The 19496-nt window shown below is 62.8% G+C and carries 19 protein-coding genes; 13 read left to right on the top strand and 6 right to left on the bottom strand.

What is annotated here, in order from left to right:
* The 10 genes from nuoE to nuoN all read left to right on the top strand — a co-directional run bounded on the left by nuoE (position 1) and on the right by nuoN (position 11990).
* Positions 1-498: an NADH-quinone oxidoreductase subunit NuoE gene (gene nuoE / locus OZ911_RS19655; protein ID WP_016488219.1), complete on the top strand. Its 498-nt coding sequence runs from the start codon at positions 1-3 to the stop codon at positions 496-498.
* The gene (nuoF, locus tag OZ911_RS19660; RefSeq protein ID WP_016488220.1) at positions 495-1856 is read left to right on the top strand and encodes an NADH-quinone oxidoreductase subunit NuoF; all 1362 of its coding nucleotides are present in this window, start codon (positions 495-497) and stop codon (positions 1854-1856) included. Before nuoE ends, nuoF begins: the two co-directional genes overlap by 4 nt.
* A 132-nt stretch (positions 1857-1988) precedes the next feature.
* Positions 1989-4703 (top strand): NADH-quinone oxidoreductase subunit NuoG, encoded by a 2715-nt coding sequence (nuoG, locus tag OZ911_RS19665; RefSeq protein ID WP_060516973.1) that lies wholly within the window; start codon positions 1989-1991, stop codon positions 4701-4703.
* The gene (nuoH, locus tag OZ911_RS19670) at positions 4700-5707 is read left to right on the top strand and encodes an NADH-quinone oxidoreductase subunit NuoH (protein WP_016488222.1); all 1008 of its coding nucleotides are present in this window, start codon (positions 4700-4702) and stop codon (positions 5705-5707) included. The genes nuoG and nuoH overlap by 4 nt, the downstream gene beginning before the upstream one ends.
* Positions 5708-5718: 11 nt before the next feature.
* Complete coding sequence (nuoI, locus tag OZ911_RS19675; protein WP_016488223.1) at positions 5719-6267, top strand: NADH-quinone oxidoreductase subunit NuoI; 549 nt, start codon at positions 5719-5721, stop codon at positions 6265-6267.
* A gap of 10 nt (positions 6268-6277) precedes the next feature.
* Positions 6278-6778, top strand: coding sequence for an NADH-quinone oxidoreductase subunit J (gene nuoJ, locus OZ911_RS19680; RefSeq protein WP_016488224.1), 501 nt, complete (start codon positions 6278-6280; stop codon positions 6776-6778).
* 3 nt (positions 6779-6781) lie between these two features.
* A complete protein-coding gene (gene nuoK / locus OZ911_RS19685; RefSeq protein ID WP_003251446.1) occupies positions 6782-7090 on the top strand; it encodes an NADH-quinone oxidoreductase subunit NuoK in 309 nt (102 codons plus the stop codon).
* Positions 7087-8940, top strand: a complete 1854-nt coding sequence (gene nuoL / locus OZ911_RS19690; protein WP_016488225.1) for an NADH-quinone oxidoreductase subunit L — start codon at positions 7087-7089, stop codon at positions 8938-8940. The genes nuoK and nuoL overlap by 4 nt, the downstream gene beginning before the upstream one ends.
* A 40-nt stretch (positions 8941-8980) precedes the next feature.
* Complete coding sequence (nuoM, locus tag OZ911_RS19695) at positions 8981-10513, top strand: NADH-quinone oxidoreductase subunit M (protein ID WP_023047503.1); 1533 nt, start codon at positions 8981-8983, stop codon at positions 10511-10513.
* 7 nt (positions 10514-10520) lie between these two features.
* On the top strand, positions 10521-11990 hold the full coding sequence (nuoN, locus tag OZ911_RS19700; protein WP_016488227.1) for an NADH-quinone oxidoreductase subunit NuoN: 1470 nt from the start codon (positions 10521-10523) through the stop codon (positions 11988-11990).
* Between the two features lie 80 nt (positions 11991-12070).
* Here nuoN and OZ911_RS19705 read toward each other — a convergent pair whose 3' ends face one another.
* Complete coding sequence (locus OZ911_RS19705; protein WP_016488228.1) at positions 12071-12334, bottom strand: Ogr/Delta-like zinc finger protein; 264 nt, start codon at positions 12332-12334, stop codon at positions 12071-12073.
* Between the two features lie 179 nt (positions 12335-12513).
* Here OZ911_RS19705 and OZ911_RS19710 point away from each other — a divergent pair, with 179 nt between their 5' ends.
* Positions 12514-12882 (top strand): helix-turn-helix domain-containing protein, encoded by a 369-nt coding sequence (locus OZ911_RS19710; protein ID WP_016488229.1) that lies wholly within the window; start codon positions 12514-12516, stop codon positions 12880-12882.
* Here OZ911_RS19710 and OZ911_RS19715 read toward each other — a convergent pair.
* The 3 genes from OZ911_RS19715 to OZ911_RS19725 are packed head-to-tail and all read right to left on the bottom strand — an operon-like array spanning position 12879 to position 13841.
* Positions 12879-13241 (bottom strand): hypothetical protein, encoded by a 363-nt coding sequence (locus tag OZ911_RS19715; protein WP_023047504.1) that lies wholly within the window; start codon positions 13239-13241, stop codon positions 12879-12881. The two genes, OZ911_RS19710 and OZ911_RS19715, sit on opposite strands and share 4 nt — an antisense overlap.
* Positions 13234-13581 (bottom strand): head completion/stabilization protein, encoded by a 348-nt coding sequence (locus OZ911_RS19720; protein WP_016488231.1) that lies wholly within the window; start codon positions 13579-13581, stop codon positions 13234-13236. Before OZ911_RS19720 ends, OZ911_RS19715 begins: the two co-directional genes overlap by 8 nt.
* 11 nt (positions 13582-13592) lie before the next feature.
* Positions 13593-13841, bottom strand: a complete 249-nt coding sequence (locus tag OZ911_RS19725) for a helix-turn-helix domain-containing protein (RefSeq protein ID WP_024717878.1) — start codon at positions 13839-13841, stop codon at positions 13593-13595.
* Between the two features lie 219 nt (positions 13842-14060).
* On the opposite strand from OZ911_RS19725, the gene OZ911_RS19730 reads away from it, so the two are divergent.
* The gene (locus OZ911_RS19730) at positions 14061-16133 is read left to right on the top strand and encodes a TonB-dependent receptor family protein (RefSeq protein WP_070086419.1); all 2073 of its coding nucleotides are present in this window, start codon (positions 14061-14063) and stop codon (positions 16131-16133) included.
* A gap of 76 nt (positions 16134-16209) precedes the next feature.
* On the opposite strand, the gene chrR is transcribed toward OZ911_RS19730, so the two are convergent.
* Entirely contained in the window at positions 16210-16770 is a 561-nt protein-coding gene (chrR, locus tag OZ911_RS19735; protein WP_023047506.1) for a class I chromate reductase ChrR, read from the bottom strand.
* 157 nt (positions 16771-16927) lie between these two features.
* Between chrR and OZ911_RS19740 the strand changes: the two genes are divergently transcribed.
* The gene (locus OZ911_RS19740; RefSeq protein ID WP_016488235.1) at positions 16928-17146 is read left to right on the top strand and encodes a hypothetical protein; all 219 of its coding nucleotides are present in this window, start codon (positions 16928-16930) and stop codon (positions 17144-17146) included.
* Here OZ911_RS19740 and ldcA read toward each other — a convergent pair.
* Complete coding sequence (ldcA, locus tag OZ911_RS19745) at positions 17130-19379, bottom strand: lysine-specific pyridoxal 5'-phosphate-dependent carboxylase LdcA (RefSeq protein WP_023047507.1); 2250 nt, start codon at positions 19377-19379, stop codon at positions 17130-17132. The two genes, OZ911_RS19740 and ldcA, sit on opposite strands and share 17 nt — an antisense overlap.
* Positions 19380-19496 lie beyond the last annotated feature (117 nt).

Consider the following 19496-nt stretch of genomic DNA (forward strand, 5'->3'; position numbering starts at 1 on the left):
ATGAACAGCACGCTTATCCAGACAGACCGTTTCGCCCTGAGCGAAACAGAGCGCTCGGCCATCGAGCACGAAATGCATCACTACGAAGACCCGCGCGCGGCGTCCATCGAAGCCCTGAAGATCGTCCAGAAGGAACGTGGCTGGGTGCCGGACGGCGCCATCCACGCCATCGGCGAGGTGCTGGGCATCCCGGCCAGCGACGTGGAGGGTGTAGCCACCTTCTATAGCCAGATCTTCCGCCAGCCCGTTGGCCGCCACATCATCCGCGTGTGCGACAGCATGGTCTGCTACATCGGCGGCCATGAATCGGTCGTCAGCCAGATCCAGAGCGAGCTGGGCATCGGCCTCGGCCAGACCACCGCCGACGGCCGCTTCACCCTGCTGCCGGTGTGCTGCCTGGGCAACTGCGACAAGGCCCCGGCGCTGATGATCGACGACGACACCTTTGGCGACGTGCAGCCCGCTGGCGTCACCCAATTGCTGGAGGGTTACGTATGACCATTACTTCCTTCGGCCCGGCCAACCGCATTGCGCGCTCGGCCGAAACCCACCCGCTGACCTGGCGCCTGCGTGACGACGGCGAGCCTGTTTGGCTGGCCGAATACCAGGCCAAGAACGGCTACGCTGCTGCCCGCAAGGCGCTGGGCGAGATGTCGCAAGACGATATCGTGCAGAGCGTCAAGGACTCCGGCCTCAAGGGCCGTGGTGGCGCAGGCTTCCCCACTGGCGTGAAGTGGGGCCTGATGCCCAAAGACGAATCCATGAACATCCGCTACCTGCTGTGCAACGCGGACGAAATGGAGCCCAACACCTGGAAGGACCGCATGCTGATGGAGCAACAGCCCCATCTGCTGGTCGAGGGCATGCTGATCAGCGCCCGCGCCCTGAAGGCCTACCGTGGCTACATCTTCCTGCGTGGCGAATACACCACGGCGGCGAAAAACCTCAACCGCGCCATTGATGAAGCCAAGGCCGCCGGCCTGCTGGGCAAGAACATCCTGGGCTCCGGTTTCGATTTCGAGCTGTTCGTGCACACCGGTGCCGGCCGTTACATCTGCGGTGAAGAAACTGCACTGATCAACTCGCTGGAAGGCCGCCGCGCCAACCCGCGCTCCAAGCCGCCCTTCCCTGCCGCCGTCGGCGTGTGGGGCAAGCCGACGTGCGTGAACAACGTCGAAACCCTGTGCAACGTGCCAGCCATCGTGGCCAACGGCAACGACTGGTACAAGTCGCTGGCCCGCGAAGGCAGCGAAGACCACGGCACCAAGCTGATGGGCTTCTCCGGCAAGGTGAAGAACCCAGGCCTGTGGGAGCTGCCGTTTGGCGTCACCGCCCGCGAGCTGTTCGAAGACTATGCCGGTGGCATGCGTGATGGCTTCAAGCTCAAGTGCTGGCAGCCAGGCGGCGCCGGTACCGGCTTCCTGCTGCCCGAGCACCTCGACGCGCAGATGTACGCCGGTGGCATCGCCAAGGTCGGCACCCGTATGGGTACTGGCCTGGCCATGGCGGTGGACGACAGCATCAACATGGTGTCGCTGCTGCGCAACATGGAAGAGTTCTTCGCCCGCGAGTCTTGCGGCTGGTGCACCCCATGCCGTGACGGCCTGCCGTGGAGCGTGAAGATGCTGCGCGCACTGGAAAACGGCCAGGGCCGCGCCGAAGACATCGAGACGCTGCTGGGCCTGGTCAACTTCCTCGGCCCCGGCCGTACCTTCTGTGCTCACGCACCGGGGGCGGTGGAGCCGTTGGGCAGTGCCATCAAATACTTCCGCTCGGAGTTCGAGGCCGGTGTAGCACCGGAAAGCGCTGGCACCCTGCGCCCGAACCTGGCGAAGCCCATTGTGGTAGGCGCATAACAAGATAGAACGCGGGTGGTCCGTGCCACCCGCCAGCCTGTCGGCCGGCCCGCATGAAGTGTGGCGTGCCGCAGGCATACAGATTTCCATTAGCCACGCCCGCTCACGCGGGCCAACGAAGAACTTTGAACAATGGCCACTATCCACGTAGACGGCAAAGCGCTCGAAGTCAACGGTGCAGATAACCTGTTACAGGCGTGTCTGTCGCTAGGCCTCGACATCCCTTATTTCTGCTGGCACCCGGCGCTTGGTAGCGTCGGTGCCTGCCGGCAGTGCGCGGTCAAGCAGTACACCGACGAGAACGACACCCGTGGTCGTATCGTCATGTCCTGCATGACCCCAGCCTCCGACGGCACCTGGATTTCCATCGAAGATGACGAGTCCAAGGCGTTTCGCGCCAGCGTCGTCGAATGGCTGATGACCAACCACCCGCACGACTGCCCGGTGTGCGAGGAAGGCGGTCACTGCCACCTGCAAGACATGACGGTGATGACCGGCCACAACGAGCGCCGCTACCGTTTCACCAAGCGTACCCACCAGAACCAGGACCTCGGCCCGTTCATTGCCCATGAGATGAACCGCTGCATCGCCTGCTATCGCTGCGTGCGCTACTACAAGGACTACGCCGGTGGTACCGACCTGGGCGTCTACGGCGCCCACGATAACGTGTACTTCGGCCGTGTCGAAGACGGCGTGCTGGAAAGCGAGTTCTCCGGCAACCTGACCGAGGTCTGCCCGACCGGTGTGTTCACCGACAAGACCCACTCCGAGCGCTACAACCGCAAGTGGGACATGCAGTTTGCCCCAAGCATCTGCCATGGCTGCTCCAGCGGCTGCAACATCAGCCCGGGCGAGCGCTACGGTGAACTGCGCCGGATCGAAAACCGCTTCAACGGCTCGGTCAACCAGTACTTCCTGTGCGACCGCGGCCGCTTCGGTTACGGCTACGTCAACCGCAAGGATCGCCCACGCCAGCCACACCTGGCCGATGGCACCAAGCTGGGCCTGGACGCCGCCCTGGACAAGGCTGCCGACCTGCTGCGCGGCCGTACCATCGTCGGTATCGGCTCGCCACGCGCCAGCCTTGAAAGCAACTACGGCCTGCGTGAGCTGGTCGGTGCCGAGTACTTCTACTCCGGCATGGAAGCGGGCGAACTGGCCCGCGTGCGCCTGGCCCTGAACGTGCTGAACAACAGCCCGCTGCCGGTGCCGACCCTGCGCGACATCGAAGACCACGACGCCGTGTTCGTGCTCGGTGAAGACCTGACCCAGACCGCTGCCCGCGTGGCCCTCGCCGTGCGCCAGGCCACCAAGGGCAAGGCCGAGGCCATGGCCGAAGCGATGAAAGTGCAGCCATGGCTCGACGCCGCCGTGAAGAACATCGGCCAGCACGCGCTGTACCCGCTGTTCATTGCCTCGCTGGCTGAAACCAAGCTGGACGACGTTGCCGAAGAATGCGTGCACGCCGCGCCTGCCGACCTGGCCCGCATCGGTTTCGCAGTGGCTCACGCCATCGACCCGAGCGCACCAGCCGTCGCCGGCCTGGACGACGAAGCCAAGGCCCTGGCCCAACGCATCGCCGACGCGCTGGTTGCCGCCAAGCGCCCACTGGTTGTCGCCGGTACTTCGCTGGCCGACCCGGCACTGATCGAAGCCGCCGCCAACATCGCCAAGGCCCTGAAGCTGCGCGAGAAGGACGGTTCGCTGAGCCTGGTGGTACCTGAGGCCAACAGCATCGGCCTGGCCATGCTCGGCGGCGAGTCCGTGGATGCCGCGCTGGACGCGGTCATCAGCGGCAAGGCCGACGCCATCGTCGTGCTGGAAAACGACCTGTACGCCCGCGTGCCGGCCGCCAAGGTCGACGCCGCCCTGGCTGCGGCCAAGGTGGTGATCGTTGCCGACCACTCGAAAACGCCGACGGTCGACCGCGCCCACCTGGTACTGCCGGCCGCCTCGTTCGCCGAAGGCGACGGAACCCTCGTCAGCCAGGAAGGCCGCGCCCAGCGCTTCTTCCAGGTGTTCGACCCGCAGTACCTGGACAGCAGCATCCAGATCCACGAAGGCTGGCGCTGGATGCACGCCCTGCGTGCCACCCTGCTGAACAAGCCGGTCGACTGGACCCAGCTGGACCACGTTACCAGCGCCTGCGCCGAAGCCGCCCCGCAACTGGCCGGCATCGTCAACGCTGCACCAAGCGCCGCCTTCCGCATCAAGGGCATGAAGCTGGCCCGTGAGCCGCTGCGCTACTCTGGCCGTACTGCCATGCGCGCCAACATCAGCGTGCACGAACCGCGCACCCCGCAAGACAAGGACACCGCGTTCGCCTTCTCCATGGAAGGTTACTCGGGCTCCGCCGAACCGCGCCAGCAGGTGCCGTTCGCCTGGTCGCCGGGCTGGAACTCGCCGCAAGCCTGGAACAAGTTCCAGGACGAGGTCGGTGGCCACCTGCGTGCCGGTGACCCTGGCGTACGCCTGATCGAGTCGCAAGGCGATCGCCTGAACTGGTTCAACGCCATTCCGGGCGCCTTCAACCCGGCCCGTGGCACCTGGACCGCGGTACCGTTCTTCCACCTCTTCGGCAGCGAAGAAAGCTCCTCGCGGGCCGCGCCGGTACAAGAACGTATCCCGGCTGCCTACGTGGCCCTGGCCAAGTCCGAAGCCGACCGCCTGGGTGTCAACGAGGGCGCCCTGCTGAGCCTGAACGTGGCCGGTGTGGCCCTGCGCCTGCCGCTGCGCATCAATGAAGAGCTGGGCGCTGGCCTGGTCGCGCTGCCGAAAGGCCTGGCCGGCATCCCGCCTGCCATCTTCGGTGCATCCGTCGAAGGTCTGCAGGAGGCAGCACAATGAGCTGGTTCACCCCCGAAGTGATCGATGTGATCATCCAGGTCGTCAAGGCTATCGTGGTGCTGCTGGCCGTAGTGGTCTGCGGCGCCCTGCTCAGCTTCGTCGAGCGCCGCCTGCTGGGCTGGTGGCAGGACCGCTACGGTCCTAACCGTGTCGGCCCGTTCGGCATGTTCCAGATCGCCGCCGACATGCTGAAGATGTTCTTCAAGGAAGACTGGAACCCACCCTTCGTCGACAAGATGATCTTCACCCTGGCGCCGGTCGTGGCCATGAGCGCCCTGCTGATCGGCTTCTCGATCATCCCGATCACACCGGGCTGGGGCGTTGCCGACCTGAACATCGGTCTGCTGTTCTTCTTCGCCATGGCTGGCCTGTCAGTCTACGCGGTGCTGTTCGCCGGCTGGTCGTCGAACAACAAGTACGCCCTGCTGGGCAGCTTGCGTGCTTCGGCACAGACGGTGTCGTACGAAGTGTTCCTGGGCTTGGCGCTGATGGGCGTTGTGGTGCAGGTGGGCTCGTTCAACATGCGCGACATCGTTGAGTACCAGGCGCAGAACCTGTGGTTCATCATTCCGCAGTTCTTCGGCTTCTGCACCTTCTTCATCGCTGGCGTCGCCGTGACTCACCGTCACCCGTTCGACCAGCCAGAAGCAGAACAGGAACTGGCCGACGGCTACCACATCGAGTATGCCGGCATGAAATGGGGCATGTTCTTTGTCGGTGAGTACATCGGCATCATCCTCATCTCGGCGCTGCTGGTAACCCTGTTCTTCGGTGGCTGGCACGGCCCGTTCGGCATCCTGCCGCAACTGCCGTTCCTGTGGTTCGCCCTGAAGACCGCGTTCTTCATCATGCTGTTCATTCTGCTGCGCGCCTCGATTCCGCGCCCACGTTATGACCAGGTGATGGACTTCAGCTGGAAGTTCTGCCTGCCGCTGACCCTGATCAATTTGCTGGTGACCGCTGCGATCGTGCTCTACAACACGCCAGCCGTCGCGGCCCAGTGAGGATTTGACCCATGTTCAAGTATATCGGCGACATCGTTAAGGGCACCGGCACACAGCTGCGCAGCCTGGCCATGGTGTTCTCCCACGGGTTCCGCAAGCGCGACACCCTGCAATACCCCGAAGAACCCGTGTACCTGCCGCCGCGCTACCGCGGCCGCATCGTCCTCACCCGCGACCCCGATGGCGAGGAGCGCTGCGTAGCGTGCAACCTCTGCGCGGTGGCCTGCCCGGTTGGCTGCATCTCGTTGCAGAAGGCCGAGACCGAGGATGGTCGCTGGTACCCGGAGTTCTTCCGCATCAACTTCTCGCGTTGCATTTTCTGCGGCCTGTGTGAAGAAGCGTGCCCGACCACCGCAATCCAGCTGACCCCGGATTTCGAAATGGCCGAGTTCAAGCGTCAGGACCTGGTGTACGAGAAAGAAGATCTGCTGATCTCCGGCCCCGGCAAAAACCCTGACTACAACTTCTACCGTGTTGCGGGTATGGCGATCGCTGGCAAGCCGAAAGGCGCTGCGCAGAACGAAGCCGAGCCGATCAACGTGAAGAGCTTGCTCCCATAAGGACAGAAAGATGGAATTCGCTTTCTACTTCGCATCCGGGATCGCCGTGGTCTCCACCCTTCGGGTGGTGACCGGCACAAACCCCGTGCACGCCTTGCTTTACCTGATCATTTCACTGATCTCCGTGGCCATGATCTTCTTCTCACTGGGTGCGCCGTTCGCCGGCGCCCTGGAAGTGATCGCCTACGCCGGCGCCATCATGGTGCTGTTCGTGTTCGTGGTGATGATGCTCAACCTGGGGCCGGCTTCGGTCGCCCAGGAACGGGGCTGGCTCAAGCCCGGCATCTGGGCAGGGCCGGTGATCCTCGGCACCCTGCTGCTGCTGGAACTGCTGTACGTGCTGTTCGTCGCCCCGAGCGGCGCTGGCATCAGCGGCACCACCGTGGGCCCGAAAGAAGTGGGCATCAGCCTGTTCGGGCCGTACCTGCTGGTGGTCGAACTGGCCTCGATGCTGCTGCTGGCTGCAGCCGTCACCGCCTTCCACCTGGGCCGCAACGAGGCGAAGGAGTAAATCATGGGTGCTATCCCTCTCGAGCATGGCCTGGCGGTCGCCGGTATCCTGTTCTGCTTAGGTCTGGTTGGCCTGATGGTCCGCCGCAACATCCTCTTCGTGCTCATGAGCCTGGAAGTCATGATGAACGCCTCTGCCCTGGCGTTCGTCGTCGCCGGGGCCCGTTGGGTCCAGCCCGACGGCCAGGTGATGTTCATTCTGGTGATCAGCCTGGCAGCCGCCGAGGCCAGTATTGGCCTGGCCATCCTGCTGCAGCTGTATCGCCGCTTCCACACTCTCGACATCGATGCTGCCAGTGAGATGCGCGGATGAACCTTCTCTTCCTGACTTTCGTCTTCCCCCTCGTCGGCTTCCTGCTGCTGTCGTTCTCGCGCGGGCGGTTCTCGGAGAACCTGTCCGCCCTGATCGGCGTCGGCTCGGTGGGCCTTTCGGCCGCCACCGCCGCCTATGTCATCTGGCAGTTCAATGTCGCACCACCTGAAGGTGGCGCGTACAGCCAACTGCTGTGGCAGTGGATGTCGGTGGACGGCTTTGCGCCGAACTTCACCCTGTATCTGGACGGCCTGTCGGTCACCATGCTCGGCGTGGTCACCGGTGTCGGCTTCCTGATCCACCTGTTCGCGTCCTGGTACATGCGTGGCGAAGCCGGCTACTCGCGTTTCTTCTCGTACACCAACCTGTTCATCGCCAGCATGCTGTTCCTGATCCTCGGCGATAACCTGCTGTTCATCTACTTCGGCTGGGAAGGTGTAGGCCTGTGCTCGTACCTGCTGATCGGTTTCTACTACAGCAACCGCAATAACGGTAACGCGGCGCTCAAGGCATTCATCGTTACCCGTATCGGCGACGTGTTCCTGGCCATCGGCCTGTTCATCCTGTTCGCCCAGCTGGGTACCCTGAACGTGCAGGAACTGCTGGTGCTGGCACCGCAGAAGTTCCAGGCGGGCGACACCTGGATGGTGCTGGCAACGCTGATGCTGCTGGGCGGTGCGGTCGGTAAATCGGCCCAGCTGCCACTGCAGACCTGGCTGGCCGACGCAATGGCGGGCCCAACCCCGGTTTCGGCACTGATCCACGCGGCAACCATGGTGACTGCGGGCGTGTACCTGATCGCCCGGACCAATGGCCTGTTCCTGCTGGCACCGGACATCCTGCACCTGGTAGGTGTTGTCGGTGGCGTGACCCTGGTACTGGCCGGCTTCGCCGCGCTGGTACAGACCGACATCAAGCGTATCCTCGCCTACTCGACCATGAGCCAGATCGGCTACATGTTCCTGGCCTTGGGCGTTGGCGCCTGGGATGCGGCGATCTTCCACCTGATGACCCACGCCTTCTTCAAGGCCCTGCTGTTCCTTGCCTCCGGTGCGGTGATCGTTGCCTGCCACCACGAGCAGAACATCTTCAAGATGGGCGGCCTGTGGAAGAAACTGCCCCTGGCCTACGCCAGCTTCGTGGTCGGTGGTGCTGCCCTGGCCGCCCTGCCGATCGTGACCGTGGGCTTCTACTCCAAGGACGAAATCCTCTGGGAAGCGTTTGCCAGCGGTAACACCGGCCTGCTGTACGCCGGCCTGGTCGGTGCGTTCATGACCTCGCTGTACACCTTCCGCCTGATCTTCATCGCCTTCCACGGCGAAGCCAAGACCGAAGCTCACGCGGGTCACGGCATCAGCCACTGGCTGCCGCTGGGTGTGCTGATCGTGCTGTCGACCTTCGTGGGTGCCTGGATCACCCCGCCGCTGGCAGGCGTGCTGCCTGAGAGCGCCGGCCACGCCGGTGGTGAAGCCAAGCATGCGCTGGAGATCACCTCGGGTGCCATCGCCATCGCTGGTATCCTGCTGTCGGCCCTGCTGTTCCTGGGCAAGCGCAGCTTCGTCAGCGCAGTCGCCAACAGCGGCATCGGCCGCGTCCTGTCGGCCTGGTGGTTCGCCGCTTGGGGCTTCGACTGGATCTACGACAAGCTTTTCGTCAAACCGTACCTGTTGATCTGCCACATCCTGCGCAAGGACCCGGTAGACCGCAGCATCGGCCTGATTCCTCGGATGGCGCGTGGCGGTCATGTCGCCATGAGCAAGACCGAGACTGGCCAACTGCGCTGGTACACCGCCTCTATCGCCGTGGGTGCCGTGCTGGTGCTCGGTGCCGTGTTAGTGGCTGCGGTATGACAATGAATCTTGCGACTTTGCCAAAGGAAACCAACCCGTCATGATTTTGCCTTGGCTGATCCTGATCCCCTTCATCGGCGGCTTCCTGTGCTGGCTGGGTGAGCGCTTCGGCGCCACCTTGCCGCGCTGGATCGCGCTGCTGACCATGTCCCTGCTGCTCGGCATCGGCCTGTGGCTGTGGGCGACCGGCGACTACACCCTCGCCCCCGCTCCGGGCGCCGAACCTGCCTGGGCCCTGGAATACAAACTCCAGTGGATCCAGCGCTTCGGCATCAGCATCCACCTGGCCCTCGACGGCCTGTCGCTGCTGATGATCCTGCTCACCGGCCTGCTCGGTGTGCTGTCGGTACTGTGCTCCTGGAAAGAGATCCAGCGCCACGTCGGCTTCTTCCACCTCAACCTGATGTGGATTCTCGGCGGCGTGGTCGGTGTGTTCCTGGCCCTGGACCTGTTCCTGTTCTTCTTCTTCTGGGAAATGATGCTGGTGCCGATGTACTTCCTCATCGCGCTCTGGGGTCATAGCTCGGCAGACGGCAAGAAGACCCGGATCTACGCGGCGACCAAGTTCTTCATCTTCACCCAGGCCAGCGGCCTGATCATGCTGGTGGCGATCCTGGGCCTGGTGCTGGTCAACTACAACACCACCGGCGTGCTCACCTTCAACTACAGCGACCTGCTCAAGGCCGAGCTGCCAGCCGGTGTCGAGTACCTGCTGATGCTGGGCTTCTTCATCGCCTTCGCGGTGAAGCTGCCAGTGGTACCGTTCCACTCCTGGCTGCCTGATGCCCACGCCCAGGCACCGACCGCAGGTTCCGTGGACCTGGCGGGTATCTTGCTGAAGACCGCGGCCTACGGCCTGCTGCGCTTCGCCCTGCCGCTGTTCCCGAACGCCTCGGCCGAGTTCGCGCCCATCGCCATGACCCTGGGCCTGATCGGTATCTTCTACGGTGCCTTCCTGGCCTTTGCGCAAACCGACATCAAGCGCCTGATCGCCTTCTCCAGCGTCTCGCACATGGGCTTCGTGATGATCGGCATCTACTCCGGCAGCCAGCAGGCCCTGCAAGGCGCGGTGATCCAGATGCTGGCCCACGGCCTGTCGGCTGCGGCGCTGTTCATCCTGTCCGGCCAGCTGTACGAGCGCCTGCACACCCGTGACATGCGTCAGATGGGTGGCCTGTGGCACCGCATCGCCTACCTCCCGGCGATCAGCCTGTTCTTCGCCGCTGCCTCCCTGGGCCTGCCAGGTACCGGCAACTTCGTCGGCGAGTTCCTGATCCTGATCGGCAGCTTCGCGCATGTACCATGGATCACCGTGATCGCCACCACCGGCCTGGTATTCGGTTCGGTCTACTCGCTGATCATGATCCACCGCGCCTACTTCGGCCCGGCCAAGGCCGACACCGTGCTGGCTGGCATGGATGGTCGCGAGCTGATCATGGTGCTGGGCCTGGCGGGACTGCTGATTCTGCTGGGCGTGTATCCGCAGCCGTTCCTCGACACCTCTGCCGCCACCATGAGTGGTGTGCAGCAGTGGCTCGGTTCCGCTTTCACTCAACTCGCTTCGGCCCGGTAAGAGCGCTATGGAATTCACCACTCAACACTTCATCGCATTGGCGCCGATGCTGATCACCACCATCACCACGGTGGTGGTGATGCTGGCGATCGCCTGGAAGCGCAACCACTCGCAGACCTTCCTGCTGTCCACCGTGGGCCTGAACCTGGCCCTGCTGTCGATCCTGCCGGCGCTGAAGGTAGCGCCGCTGGCCGTCACCGCGCTGATCACCATCGACAAGTTCGCCTGCCTGTACATGGCGATCATCCTGGTGGCGACGCTGGCGTGCGTCACCTTGGCCCACGCCTACCTTGGCGAAGGCTCCAAGGGCTTCCCGGGCAACCGTGAAGAACTGTACCTGCTGCTGCTGATGTCGGCACTCGGTGGCCTGGTACTGGTCAGCGCCAACCACCTGGCCGGCCTGTTCATTGGCCTGGAGCTGCTGTCGGTACCGGTCTACGGCCTGGTGGCGTATGCGTTCTTCAACAAGCGTTCACTGGAAGCCGGCATCAAGTACATGGTGCTGTCGGCTGCAGGCTCGGCTTTCCTGCTGTTCGGCATGGCCCTGCTGTACGCGGATGCAGGTAGCCTGAGCTTTGACCAGATCGGCAAAGCCCTGGCGACCACCAGCATGCCAAGCCTGGTGGCCCAACTGGGCCTGGGCATGATGCTGGTCGGCCTGGCCTTCAAGCTGTCGCTGGTACCGTTCCACCTGTGGACCCCGGACGTGTACGAAGGCGCCCCGGCGCCGGTCGCCGCGTTCCTGGCCACCGCCAGCAAGGTCGCGGTGTTCGCTGTGGTCGTGCGCCTGTTCATGCTCTCCCCTGCTGCCAGCAGCGGCGCGCTGAGCACCGTACTGGCGGTGATTGCCGTGGCCTCGATCCTTATTGGCAACCTGCTGGCGCTGACCCAGAGCAACCTCAAGCGCCTGCTGGGTTACTCGTCCATCGCCCACTTCGGCTACCTGGTCATTGCCCTGGTTGCCAGCAAGGGCCTGGCCCTGGAAGCCATGGGCGTTTATCTGGTCACCTACGTGATCACCAGCCTGGGTGCCTTCGGTGTCATCACCCTGATGTCCTCGCCTTACGGCGGCCGTGACGCCGATGCACTGTATGAGTACCGCGGCCTGTTCTGGCGCCGTCCGTACCTGACGGCCGTACTGACCGTGATGATGCTGTCGCTGGCGGGCATCCCGCTGACCGCTGGCTTCATCGGCAAGTTCTACATCATCGCCACTGGCGTAGAGTCGCACCTGTGGTGGCTGGTCGGTGCCCTGGTGATCGGTAGCGCCATCGGCGTTTACTACTACCTGCGCGTCATGGTCACCCTGTACCTGGTCGAGCCGAACCTGCGTCGCCATGACGCCCCGCTGAAGTGGGAACAGCGCACCGGTGGCGTCATGCTGCTGGCCATCGCCATTCTTGCCTTCGTACTCGGCGTCTACCCGCAACCGCTGCTGGAGCTGGTCCAGCAAGCCGGCCTGCAACTGATAGGCTGATTGCCCCGGCAACACAAAACACCCCGCCTATGCGGGGTGTTTTTTTATCGGCGTATTTTTGGCCTGCCCCCAGTGACGCCTCACTCAACCCGGCTGGGCTGGCCTGCTCCAGGCAGGGCGGCCTGGCGCAAATCACCATTGGCCGAAGGCAGGTACACTTCCGGATTGGGCATCCCGCTAGGGGACAGTTCATGGGTCATTTCGAATTCGGCACGTACTGACCAGCCACACGCCTCGGTGGTGCATTGCAAATAAGCGATACGCAGGAAAATATGGCGCCCCTCGCTAGTACGTATGCGCATCCGGCTGTGGCAATGCGGGCAAACCAGCTTGTAAGTACTCACGGCAAGTACCTGCTAGCATTGCCCAAGCCAGCCTGTGTGTAAGTATTGGCTGCAACTGTGGGTGTATTCTTCAATTGGATGGTTCTCATTGCAGAAGTGCTCCTTAAAACGCAGGGCTGTATTCATAACGAGTAGTTTAAGCCCATGGAATATCATTAAACCAGTCATGGATATTTGTTATGAGTACTCACGTACTTGCTGCTGTGCTCACGCGCCTTAAACTGCTGACCGGCTCAGAGTCCGATGCCGAGCTGTCCCGGGCACTTTCGGTGAGCCCACAAACGCTGAGCAGCTGGAAGACGCGCGACAGCATTCCATACTCACTTTGCATAGATATCGCCAGGCAGTATGACTGCTCACTGGACTGGCTGTTGCTGGGCCAGGCCGATCAGCACCCCGCAGGCCCTGATGAAGCAGGCTGGGAATGCGACATGCTTGAGCGCCTGCGTACGCTATCGCCCAGTGATCGCCAGGCCATCCTGCTGTTCATCAAGGACAAGCAGCGTATCCAGCAACTGGAGCGGCAGTTGAGTGAGCTTGGTGGCTAACCCCGCCGGCGCCAGCGCTGGATCAGCTCACGCGGGTCAAGCGTGTCCACCAGCACCATGACCTTGAGGCTGATGGGGATCACCACCACGGCAGCCACGAATGCCGCCATGCCACGGGTCAACAGTGGCACCAGTGACGAAACCAGTGGTTCGAATAAATGGCCCACACCCACGGTGATGAATACCAACAGCAATTTCTTGCTCAGCGTCAGGCGCCTGGCTGTATTGGTAATCAACCGATCGCGCGCCGCACTGACCAGCAATGCCCCCAGCAGCGCAGCGAACAGTACATTGCCATCCACACCGAGCAGCGCCAACAAGGCCGATGCCAGGTTATCCAGCACAGATTGCTCAGGCATGGGACTGCCCTCGTCGCGGCACAGAAAGGCAGGCCGTCGAACGCAGGCTGTACATGACCGCCGCTTCGACGAACCGGATGTAGCACACCCGCAAGGCACGCCCATGGTCATGCCCGGCGACATCTTCGAGGCGCTTGTAGCCGCGCTCTCGCAATACTGCCCGCCAGCGAGCGAATTCGCGTGCCGCGTCGATGGCCGCACAGCGGGCAGCTACTTCAAGTGCAACCTCACTGACAGGCGCTTGCAGTTGCAGGCGCTCACGCAGCCTGCCCAGGTCCACCCGCGGCCAGAACGGGTCGTGGCTATCGGCAAAGCGCGGCAGCCGAGGATCGTTATCCATGCATCACCCCCTCACTGCCCGGCCAGCATGCCGTAGCGGATGGCTTTGATCACTGCCGCCACCCGTGTAGGCACATCGAACTTGCGCAGGATGTTGGACACATGAAAGTTCACGGTCGACTCCTTGCACGCCAGGATCTGGCCTATCTCCCAGGAACTTTTGCCATAGGCACACCACAACAGCACCTGCTGTTCACGTGGCGTCAAGCGAACCGGAGCGTCAGCGGGGTGTTGCAGCAAATGTCGGGCATTGTCAGTCATGTTTGAACTCCGCAGCTGGTTGAGCGAGGCATCGCTGCCAATTTGCAGCCACCTTACGAAGCGCACGCCCCCCTCTCCACCGATGCGGCTTGTAAAGAACTTTCGTACAAAACCATCTGATGAAGGCTTCACGAAATTTGCTGAGTTCCTGCGTGCTCCAAGCGGCATTTCGCTCGTCTCAACGCCGTTATCCATCCGTTTTTCGCCTGGAGTCGTACAATGCGTTCCGTTTTCCCCCCATCGCACTGCCTTGGCCTGCTGGCTGCCTTTGCTGCCACCCAGCCGGCCCTGGCAGCAACCTCGGTCGAATTAGGCCAGGTGCTGATCACCGATGAGGAGCAGAACGACCTGTCAGCTGCCAGCGAACGCCTGCACGAGGTGCCAGGCGCCAGTAATCTGGTAGACATGCAACGCGCAGGGCAAGGCCGGGTTGCCAGCAACCAGGATGTGCTGGCCTACCAGCCCGGCGTTTTTGCCCAATCGGCGGGCAACGATGGCATCAAACTGTCGATCCGCGGCTCGGGCATCAACCGCGCTCCAGGGGCCCACGGCTCCGGGGTTTACACGATGTTCGACGGCCTGCCCCTGACGGGCCCGGGCGGTACCCCCTACGAGCTGTTCGAGCCGCTGTGGCTGAGCCGTGCCGAAGTGCTGCGCGGCGCCAACGGTTTCGACCAGGGAGCCCTTGCGCTGGGCGGTGCGATCAACTATGTCACCCACACCGGCTACGACGCCGCCCCGCTACAGGTGCGCTACGAAGTCGGCAGCCGCGGTTACCAGCGCCGGCACATCAGCTCAGGTCAAGTGCTGGGCAATCTCGACTACTACGTGGCCCTGACCGATTCGGAATATGACGGTTATCAGGCTCACAGCAGCGGCAGCGCCAAGGGCATTGCCGCCAATGTCGGCTACCGCTTCAACCCGAACCTTGAAACCCGCTTCTACCTGCGTTACCGGGAGACCGAAAACGAACTGGCCGGGCGCCTGACCAAAGACCAGATCAAGCACCACCCCCGCGCGGCCAACCCCGCCTATCTGGCGCGCGACGACAGCCGCCCGCAGCCAGGCAGCACCTGGGTGGGCAACAAAACCACCTTCTACCTCGACGACGATACGCGCCTGGAAGCCGGCCTGGTCTACCACGACTACCCGATGGACCTGCGCGAAGGCCCGATGCGCCTGAAAGTGGCCTACACCGATGTCAGCGGTACGCTGAACTATTTCCGCCGCGACACCCTGTTCGGTCATGAGAGCAAGACCACCATCGGCTGGCGCACCACCAAGCACCTGCCCAACAGCGGAGCCTCGCAGTTCGCGCGCAATGGCGATGTGTTCGGCGCACGTACCCGCGATTTCACTTACCAGGGGTCGGACACCGTTGTGCATGCAGGTAATGACCTGGAGCTGGTGCCCAACCTCTGGCTGACCACCGGCCTGGCCATGATCTACACGCGCCGCGAAAGTGACGTGACCTACCCGGCCGAAGGCGGCAAGGTGAGCATGCATGACTGGGACTTTGCACCGCGCCTGGGGTTGCGCTACGACATCCGCCCGGACCTGCAGGTGTATGGCAATCTCAGCCGCTCGGTAGAGCCGCCACACCCGTGGTCGCTGATCTGGAGCGCCCCCAGCACAGGCGGCAAGCAGATCCAGCCGATCGAGATGCAGAACCAGACCGCCACTACCCTTGAGCTGGGGGCGCGTGGCGACTCGGCGTTTGGCCACTGGGACCTTGCCTGGTACTACTCGCAAGTGCGCCACGAACTGCTGGCCGTGGAAGTGGTGCCGAACTTCACCTCGGAGTTCAACGCCAGCGCCACCGTGCATCAAGGCGTGGAAGCCGGCCTCGACAGCACCCTATGGGAACGCGCCGGTACCGGCAAGCTGAGCGTACGCCAAGCCTACACCTTCAGCGACTTCCACTACCGTGATGACGACAAGTTTGGCGACAACCGCCTGCCCGGCATCCCCATGCACTACTACCAGGCCGAACTGCGCTATGACTGGCCGAGCGGCTTCTACGCCGGGGTCAACACGCAAATGGCGTCGAAAGTGCAGGTGGACTATGCCAACAGCTATCACGCCGATGCATATGCCTTGCTAGGCGCGCGCCTGGGCTGGAATTCACCCAAACAGGACTGGCAGACGTGGCTGGACCTGCGCAACCTGACCAACAAGCGCTATGCGGCGACAGTGACACCCACCTACAACGATGCCGGCCAGGACAACGCCCGTTCGACGCCGGGCGAAGGGTTTGGCGTTTACGCCGGTGTTTCCTACAGCTTCCGCTAGAACATGCAGCGCAGTGTTTCTGCAGGAGCAGCCTTGTGCTGCTCCTACAAAGACCGCGCTCCCCAATGATTGCGGATCAAACCGCCCTGTTCAACTTCACCCACGAAGCAAACTTGTCGACAAACGCCTGCAAGAATGGCCGGGTCTTGTCGTTGAGCTTGCCCGAGTCCTCGAACAGGCTTGCTGCCCCGCCAATGTAGGCCTCGGGCATTTGCATGCATGGCATGTCCAGAAACACCAGCGACTGGCGCACGGCATGGTTGGCGCCAAAGCCTCCAATGGCCCCGGGCGATACACTCACCACCGCCGTCGGCTTGCCACCCCAGGCACTTTGCCCGTAGGGCCGCGAACCCACGTCGATGGCATTTTTCAGGCAACCAGGCACCGAGCGGTTGTATTCCGGGGTAACGAACAGCACCGCATCACTGCGGCGGATCTCCTCGCGAAAACGCTTCCAGGCCTCTGGCGGCGCTTCGGCCTCGACGTCCTCGTTGTACAACGGCAAATCGCCAATTTCGACGATCTTCAGGGCAAGGCTGGACGGCGCCAGCTCCGAAAGTGCGCGGGCGACCTTGCGGTTGTACGACTCCTTGCGCAAGCTACCCACGACAACCGCTACCGAATACACCTGGCTCATGGCAATTTCCAACCTTTGCTGGGTAAAGGGACGTTGTAGTTATAGATGACCGTTGCTCGGCGCTTTGGTTTTTTTTCCTCAGGGTGAAAACTTCCGAGGCTGTTGCACGGTCTATGCCTTCAGACATTTTCTACGTAATTCAGAGGTTTCCACCCAAATGGCAGCAGTAATGGTCGGCCAATTCCACGCCCGTGACGCCGAAGGCCGTATCTACCCCGTGCACGAGTTCCAGGAGTCCACCTTGCAACTTGACGGCAGCACGCTGGGCGCCCCCATCACCACTTACCGCCTGGCCATCGGCGACAAGGTCAACCACCTCGGTGAAAACCGCTTCGAACTGGCGCGCAGCGGCGTCGAGATCATTCGCATTCCGTGATGCAGTCCACGGTGTAACGGCCGCTCTCGTTCTGCAGGCCATGCACGTCGGCGACAAAACCGGGGAAGCCCTGGTTGAATGCCCGGGCGAAGGCCAGGTAGTCGAGTATCGAGCGGGTCGCCTCGGTGAACCGCTCGCCCGGCATGATCAATGGAATACCGGGCGGATACGGCACCAGCATCACCGCTGCCACACGCCCCAGCAGCGCCTCGATCGGCACCGCCTCCACGTCCCCACGCACCATCTGGTCATAGGCACGGGCCGGGCTCACGGCCACCTCCGGCAAACGCGTGAACAGCCGCTTCAGTTGCTTGGCCGTGGCATTGGCGCGGTAGCAGTCATGCAACTGGTCACACAGGTCGCGCAACCCCATCCTCTGGTAGCGTGAAGCATCAGCTGCCACCACGCTCGGCAGACAACTGCTCAGGGCTGTGTTGCCATCATAGTGGCGTTTGAATTCCAGCAACTCCGTCAGCAAAGTGCTCCACTTGCCTTTGGTAATGCCCATGGAAAACAGCACCAGGAAGCTGTACAGGCCGGTTTTCTCCACCACCAGCCCCCGCTCCCAGAGAAATTTGCTGACCACCGCCGCCGGGATGCCATGCTCGCCCAGCACACCACCCGCACTCAGGCCCGGCATTACCAATGTGACCTTGAGCGGGTCGAGCAGCACGTAGTCGTCCACCACTTCGCCAAAGCCATGCCACTCGGCACCCGGTTGCAGCAACCAGTCCTGCGCGGCCAGGCGCTGGATACCTTCGGTGCCCGGCGGCTGCCAGATACTGAACCACCAGTCATCCGCAGCAATGTGCTCGCGCAAGTTGGCCAGGGCACGACGAAAACTCAACGCTTCGTCGAACATCTCTTGCAGCAGTGAATGCCCCGCCGGCCCTTCCATCATGCTTGAGGCTACATCCAGCGAGGCAAGGATGCTGTACTGCGGCGAGGTCGAGATATGCATCATGAACGCTTCGTTGAAGCGGTCTCGGTCCAGTTGCCGCCTGGCCCCGTCCTGCACATGGATCATCGAGGCCTGGCTGAACGCGGCCAGCAATTTGTGGGTGGAATGGGTACTGAACACCAGCGGGCTGCCCGCCGTGCAGGCCGTGCCCATGGCATAGCGCCCGGTGAAGAAATCATGAAACGCCGCATAGGCAAACCAGGCTTCGTCGAAGTGCAGCACCTCTACACTCGCACCCAAGCACTGCTTGATCATCCCGGCGTGGTAACACAGCCCGTCGTAGGTGGAGTTGGTCACCACCGCCAGCTTGATGCGCCGCCCGCGATCACGGGCAAGGGGGTTGGCCTGGATCTTCGCCTCGATAGCCTCGGGGCTGAATTCGCTGAGCGGGATCGGGCCGATGATACCCAGCTCGTTGCGCTCCGGGCACAGGTACAGCGGAACGGCGCCAGTCATGATAATTGCGTGAACCACCGACTTGTGGCAGTTGCGGTCCACCAGCACCAGGTCGTCACGGCCGACCATGGCGTGCCAGACGATCTTGTTGGCCGTGGAAGTACCATTGATGACGAAGAAGGTGTGGTCAGCACCGAAGTTACGCGCCGCCCTGGCTTCAGCCTCGGCCAAGGGGCCGGTGTGGTCGAGCAGCGAGCCGAGTTCCGGCACGGATACGGAGAGGTCCGAGCGCAGGGTGTTTTCCCCGAAGAACTGATGAAACGCCTGGCCCACCGGGCTTTTGTGGTAGGCCACGCCACCGCCGTGGCCCGGGGTGTGCCAGGAATAGTTGGACTGCGCGGTATGCTGCACCAAGGCTTTGAAAAACGGCGGCAGCAAGCCGTCAAGGTAGGTATGTGCGGCACGCGCCACCTGGCGGGCGAGGAACGGCACGGTGTCTTCGAACAGGTAAAGAATGCCACGCAGCTGGTTAAGCTCGCTCATGGCTTCGGCGGGGGCGTTTTCCAGGGTTACCTGCTCACCCAGGGCGAAAATCGGCAGATCGGGTGCGCGCAGGCGGGCCAGGCGGATCAGTTCGGCCATGTTCTGCAGCAGGTGGGTATTCTCACCCACGCCTTCGGCAGCGATCAGCATGCAGGCCAGGCCGTGGTGAGTGGCGGCGACCAGACGGGCTTCGGCGTGGTCAGCGGCGGCGAGAATGGCGAAGCCATCCTGGCGCAGTTCCTCGGCGATACCCCGCACGCGCTCGCCAGCGACACTGTCGGCCTTGATGGCGCGGTGGACGATGAGGATCGGGAACTTGAGGTCCTTGTACATCAGGTGGCTACCTCCGAAGGACATGGCGTCCACTTCAGGGTAGTTGACGGGCCGGTCTTGAGCGTTGAGGTGACGCGTAGATCGAGCGCCGCGCGGGCGGCGCTCGATCTCAAAGGC

Origin of the sequence: Pseudomonas fortuita, assembly GCF_026898135.2 — a bacterium.
Lineage (GTDB): Bacteria > Pseudomonadota > Gammaproteobacteria > Pseudomonadales > Pseudomonadaceae > Aquipseudomonas > Aquipseudomonas fortuita.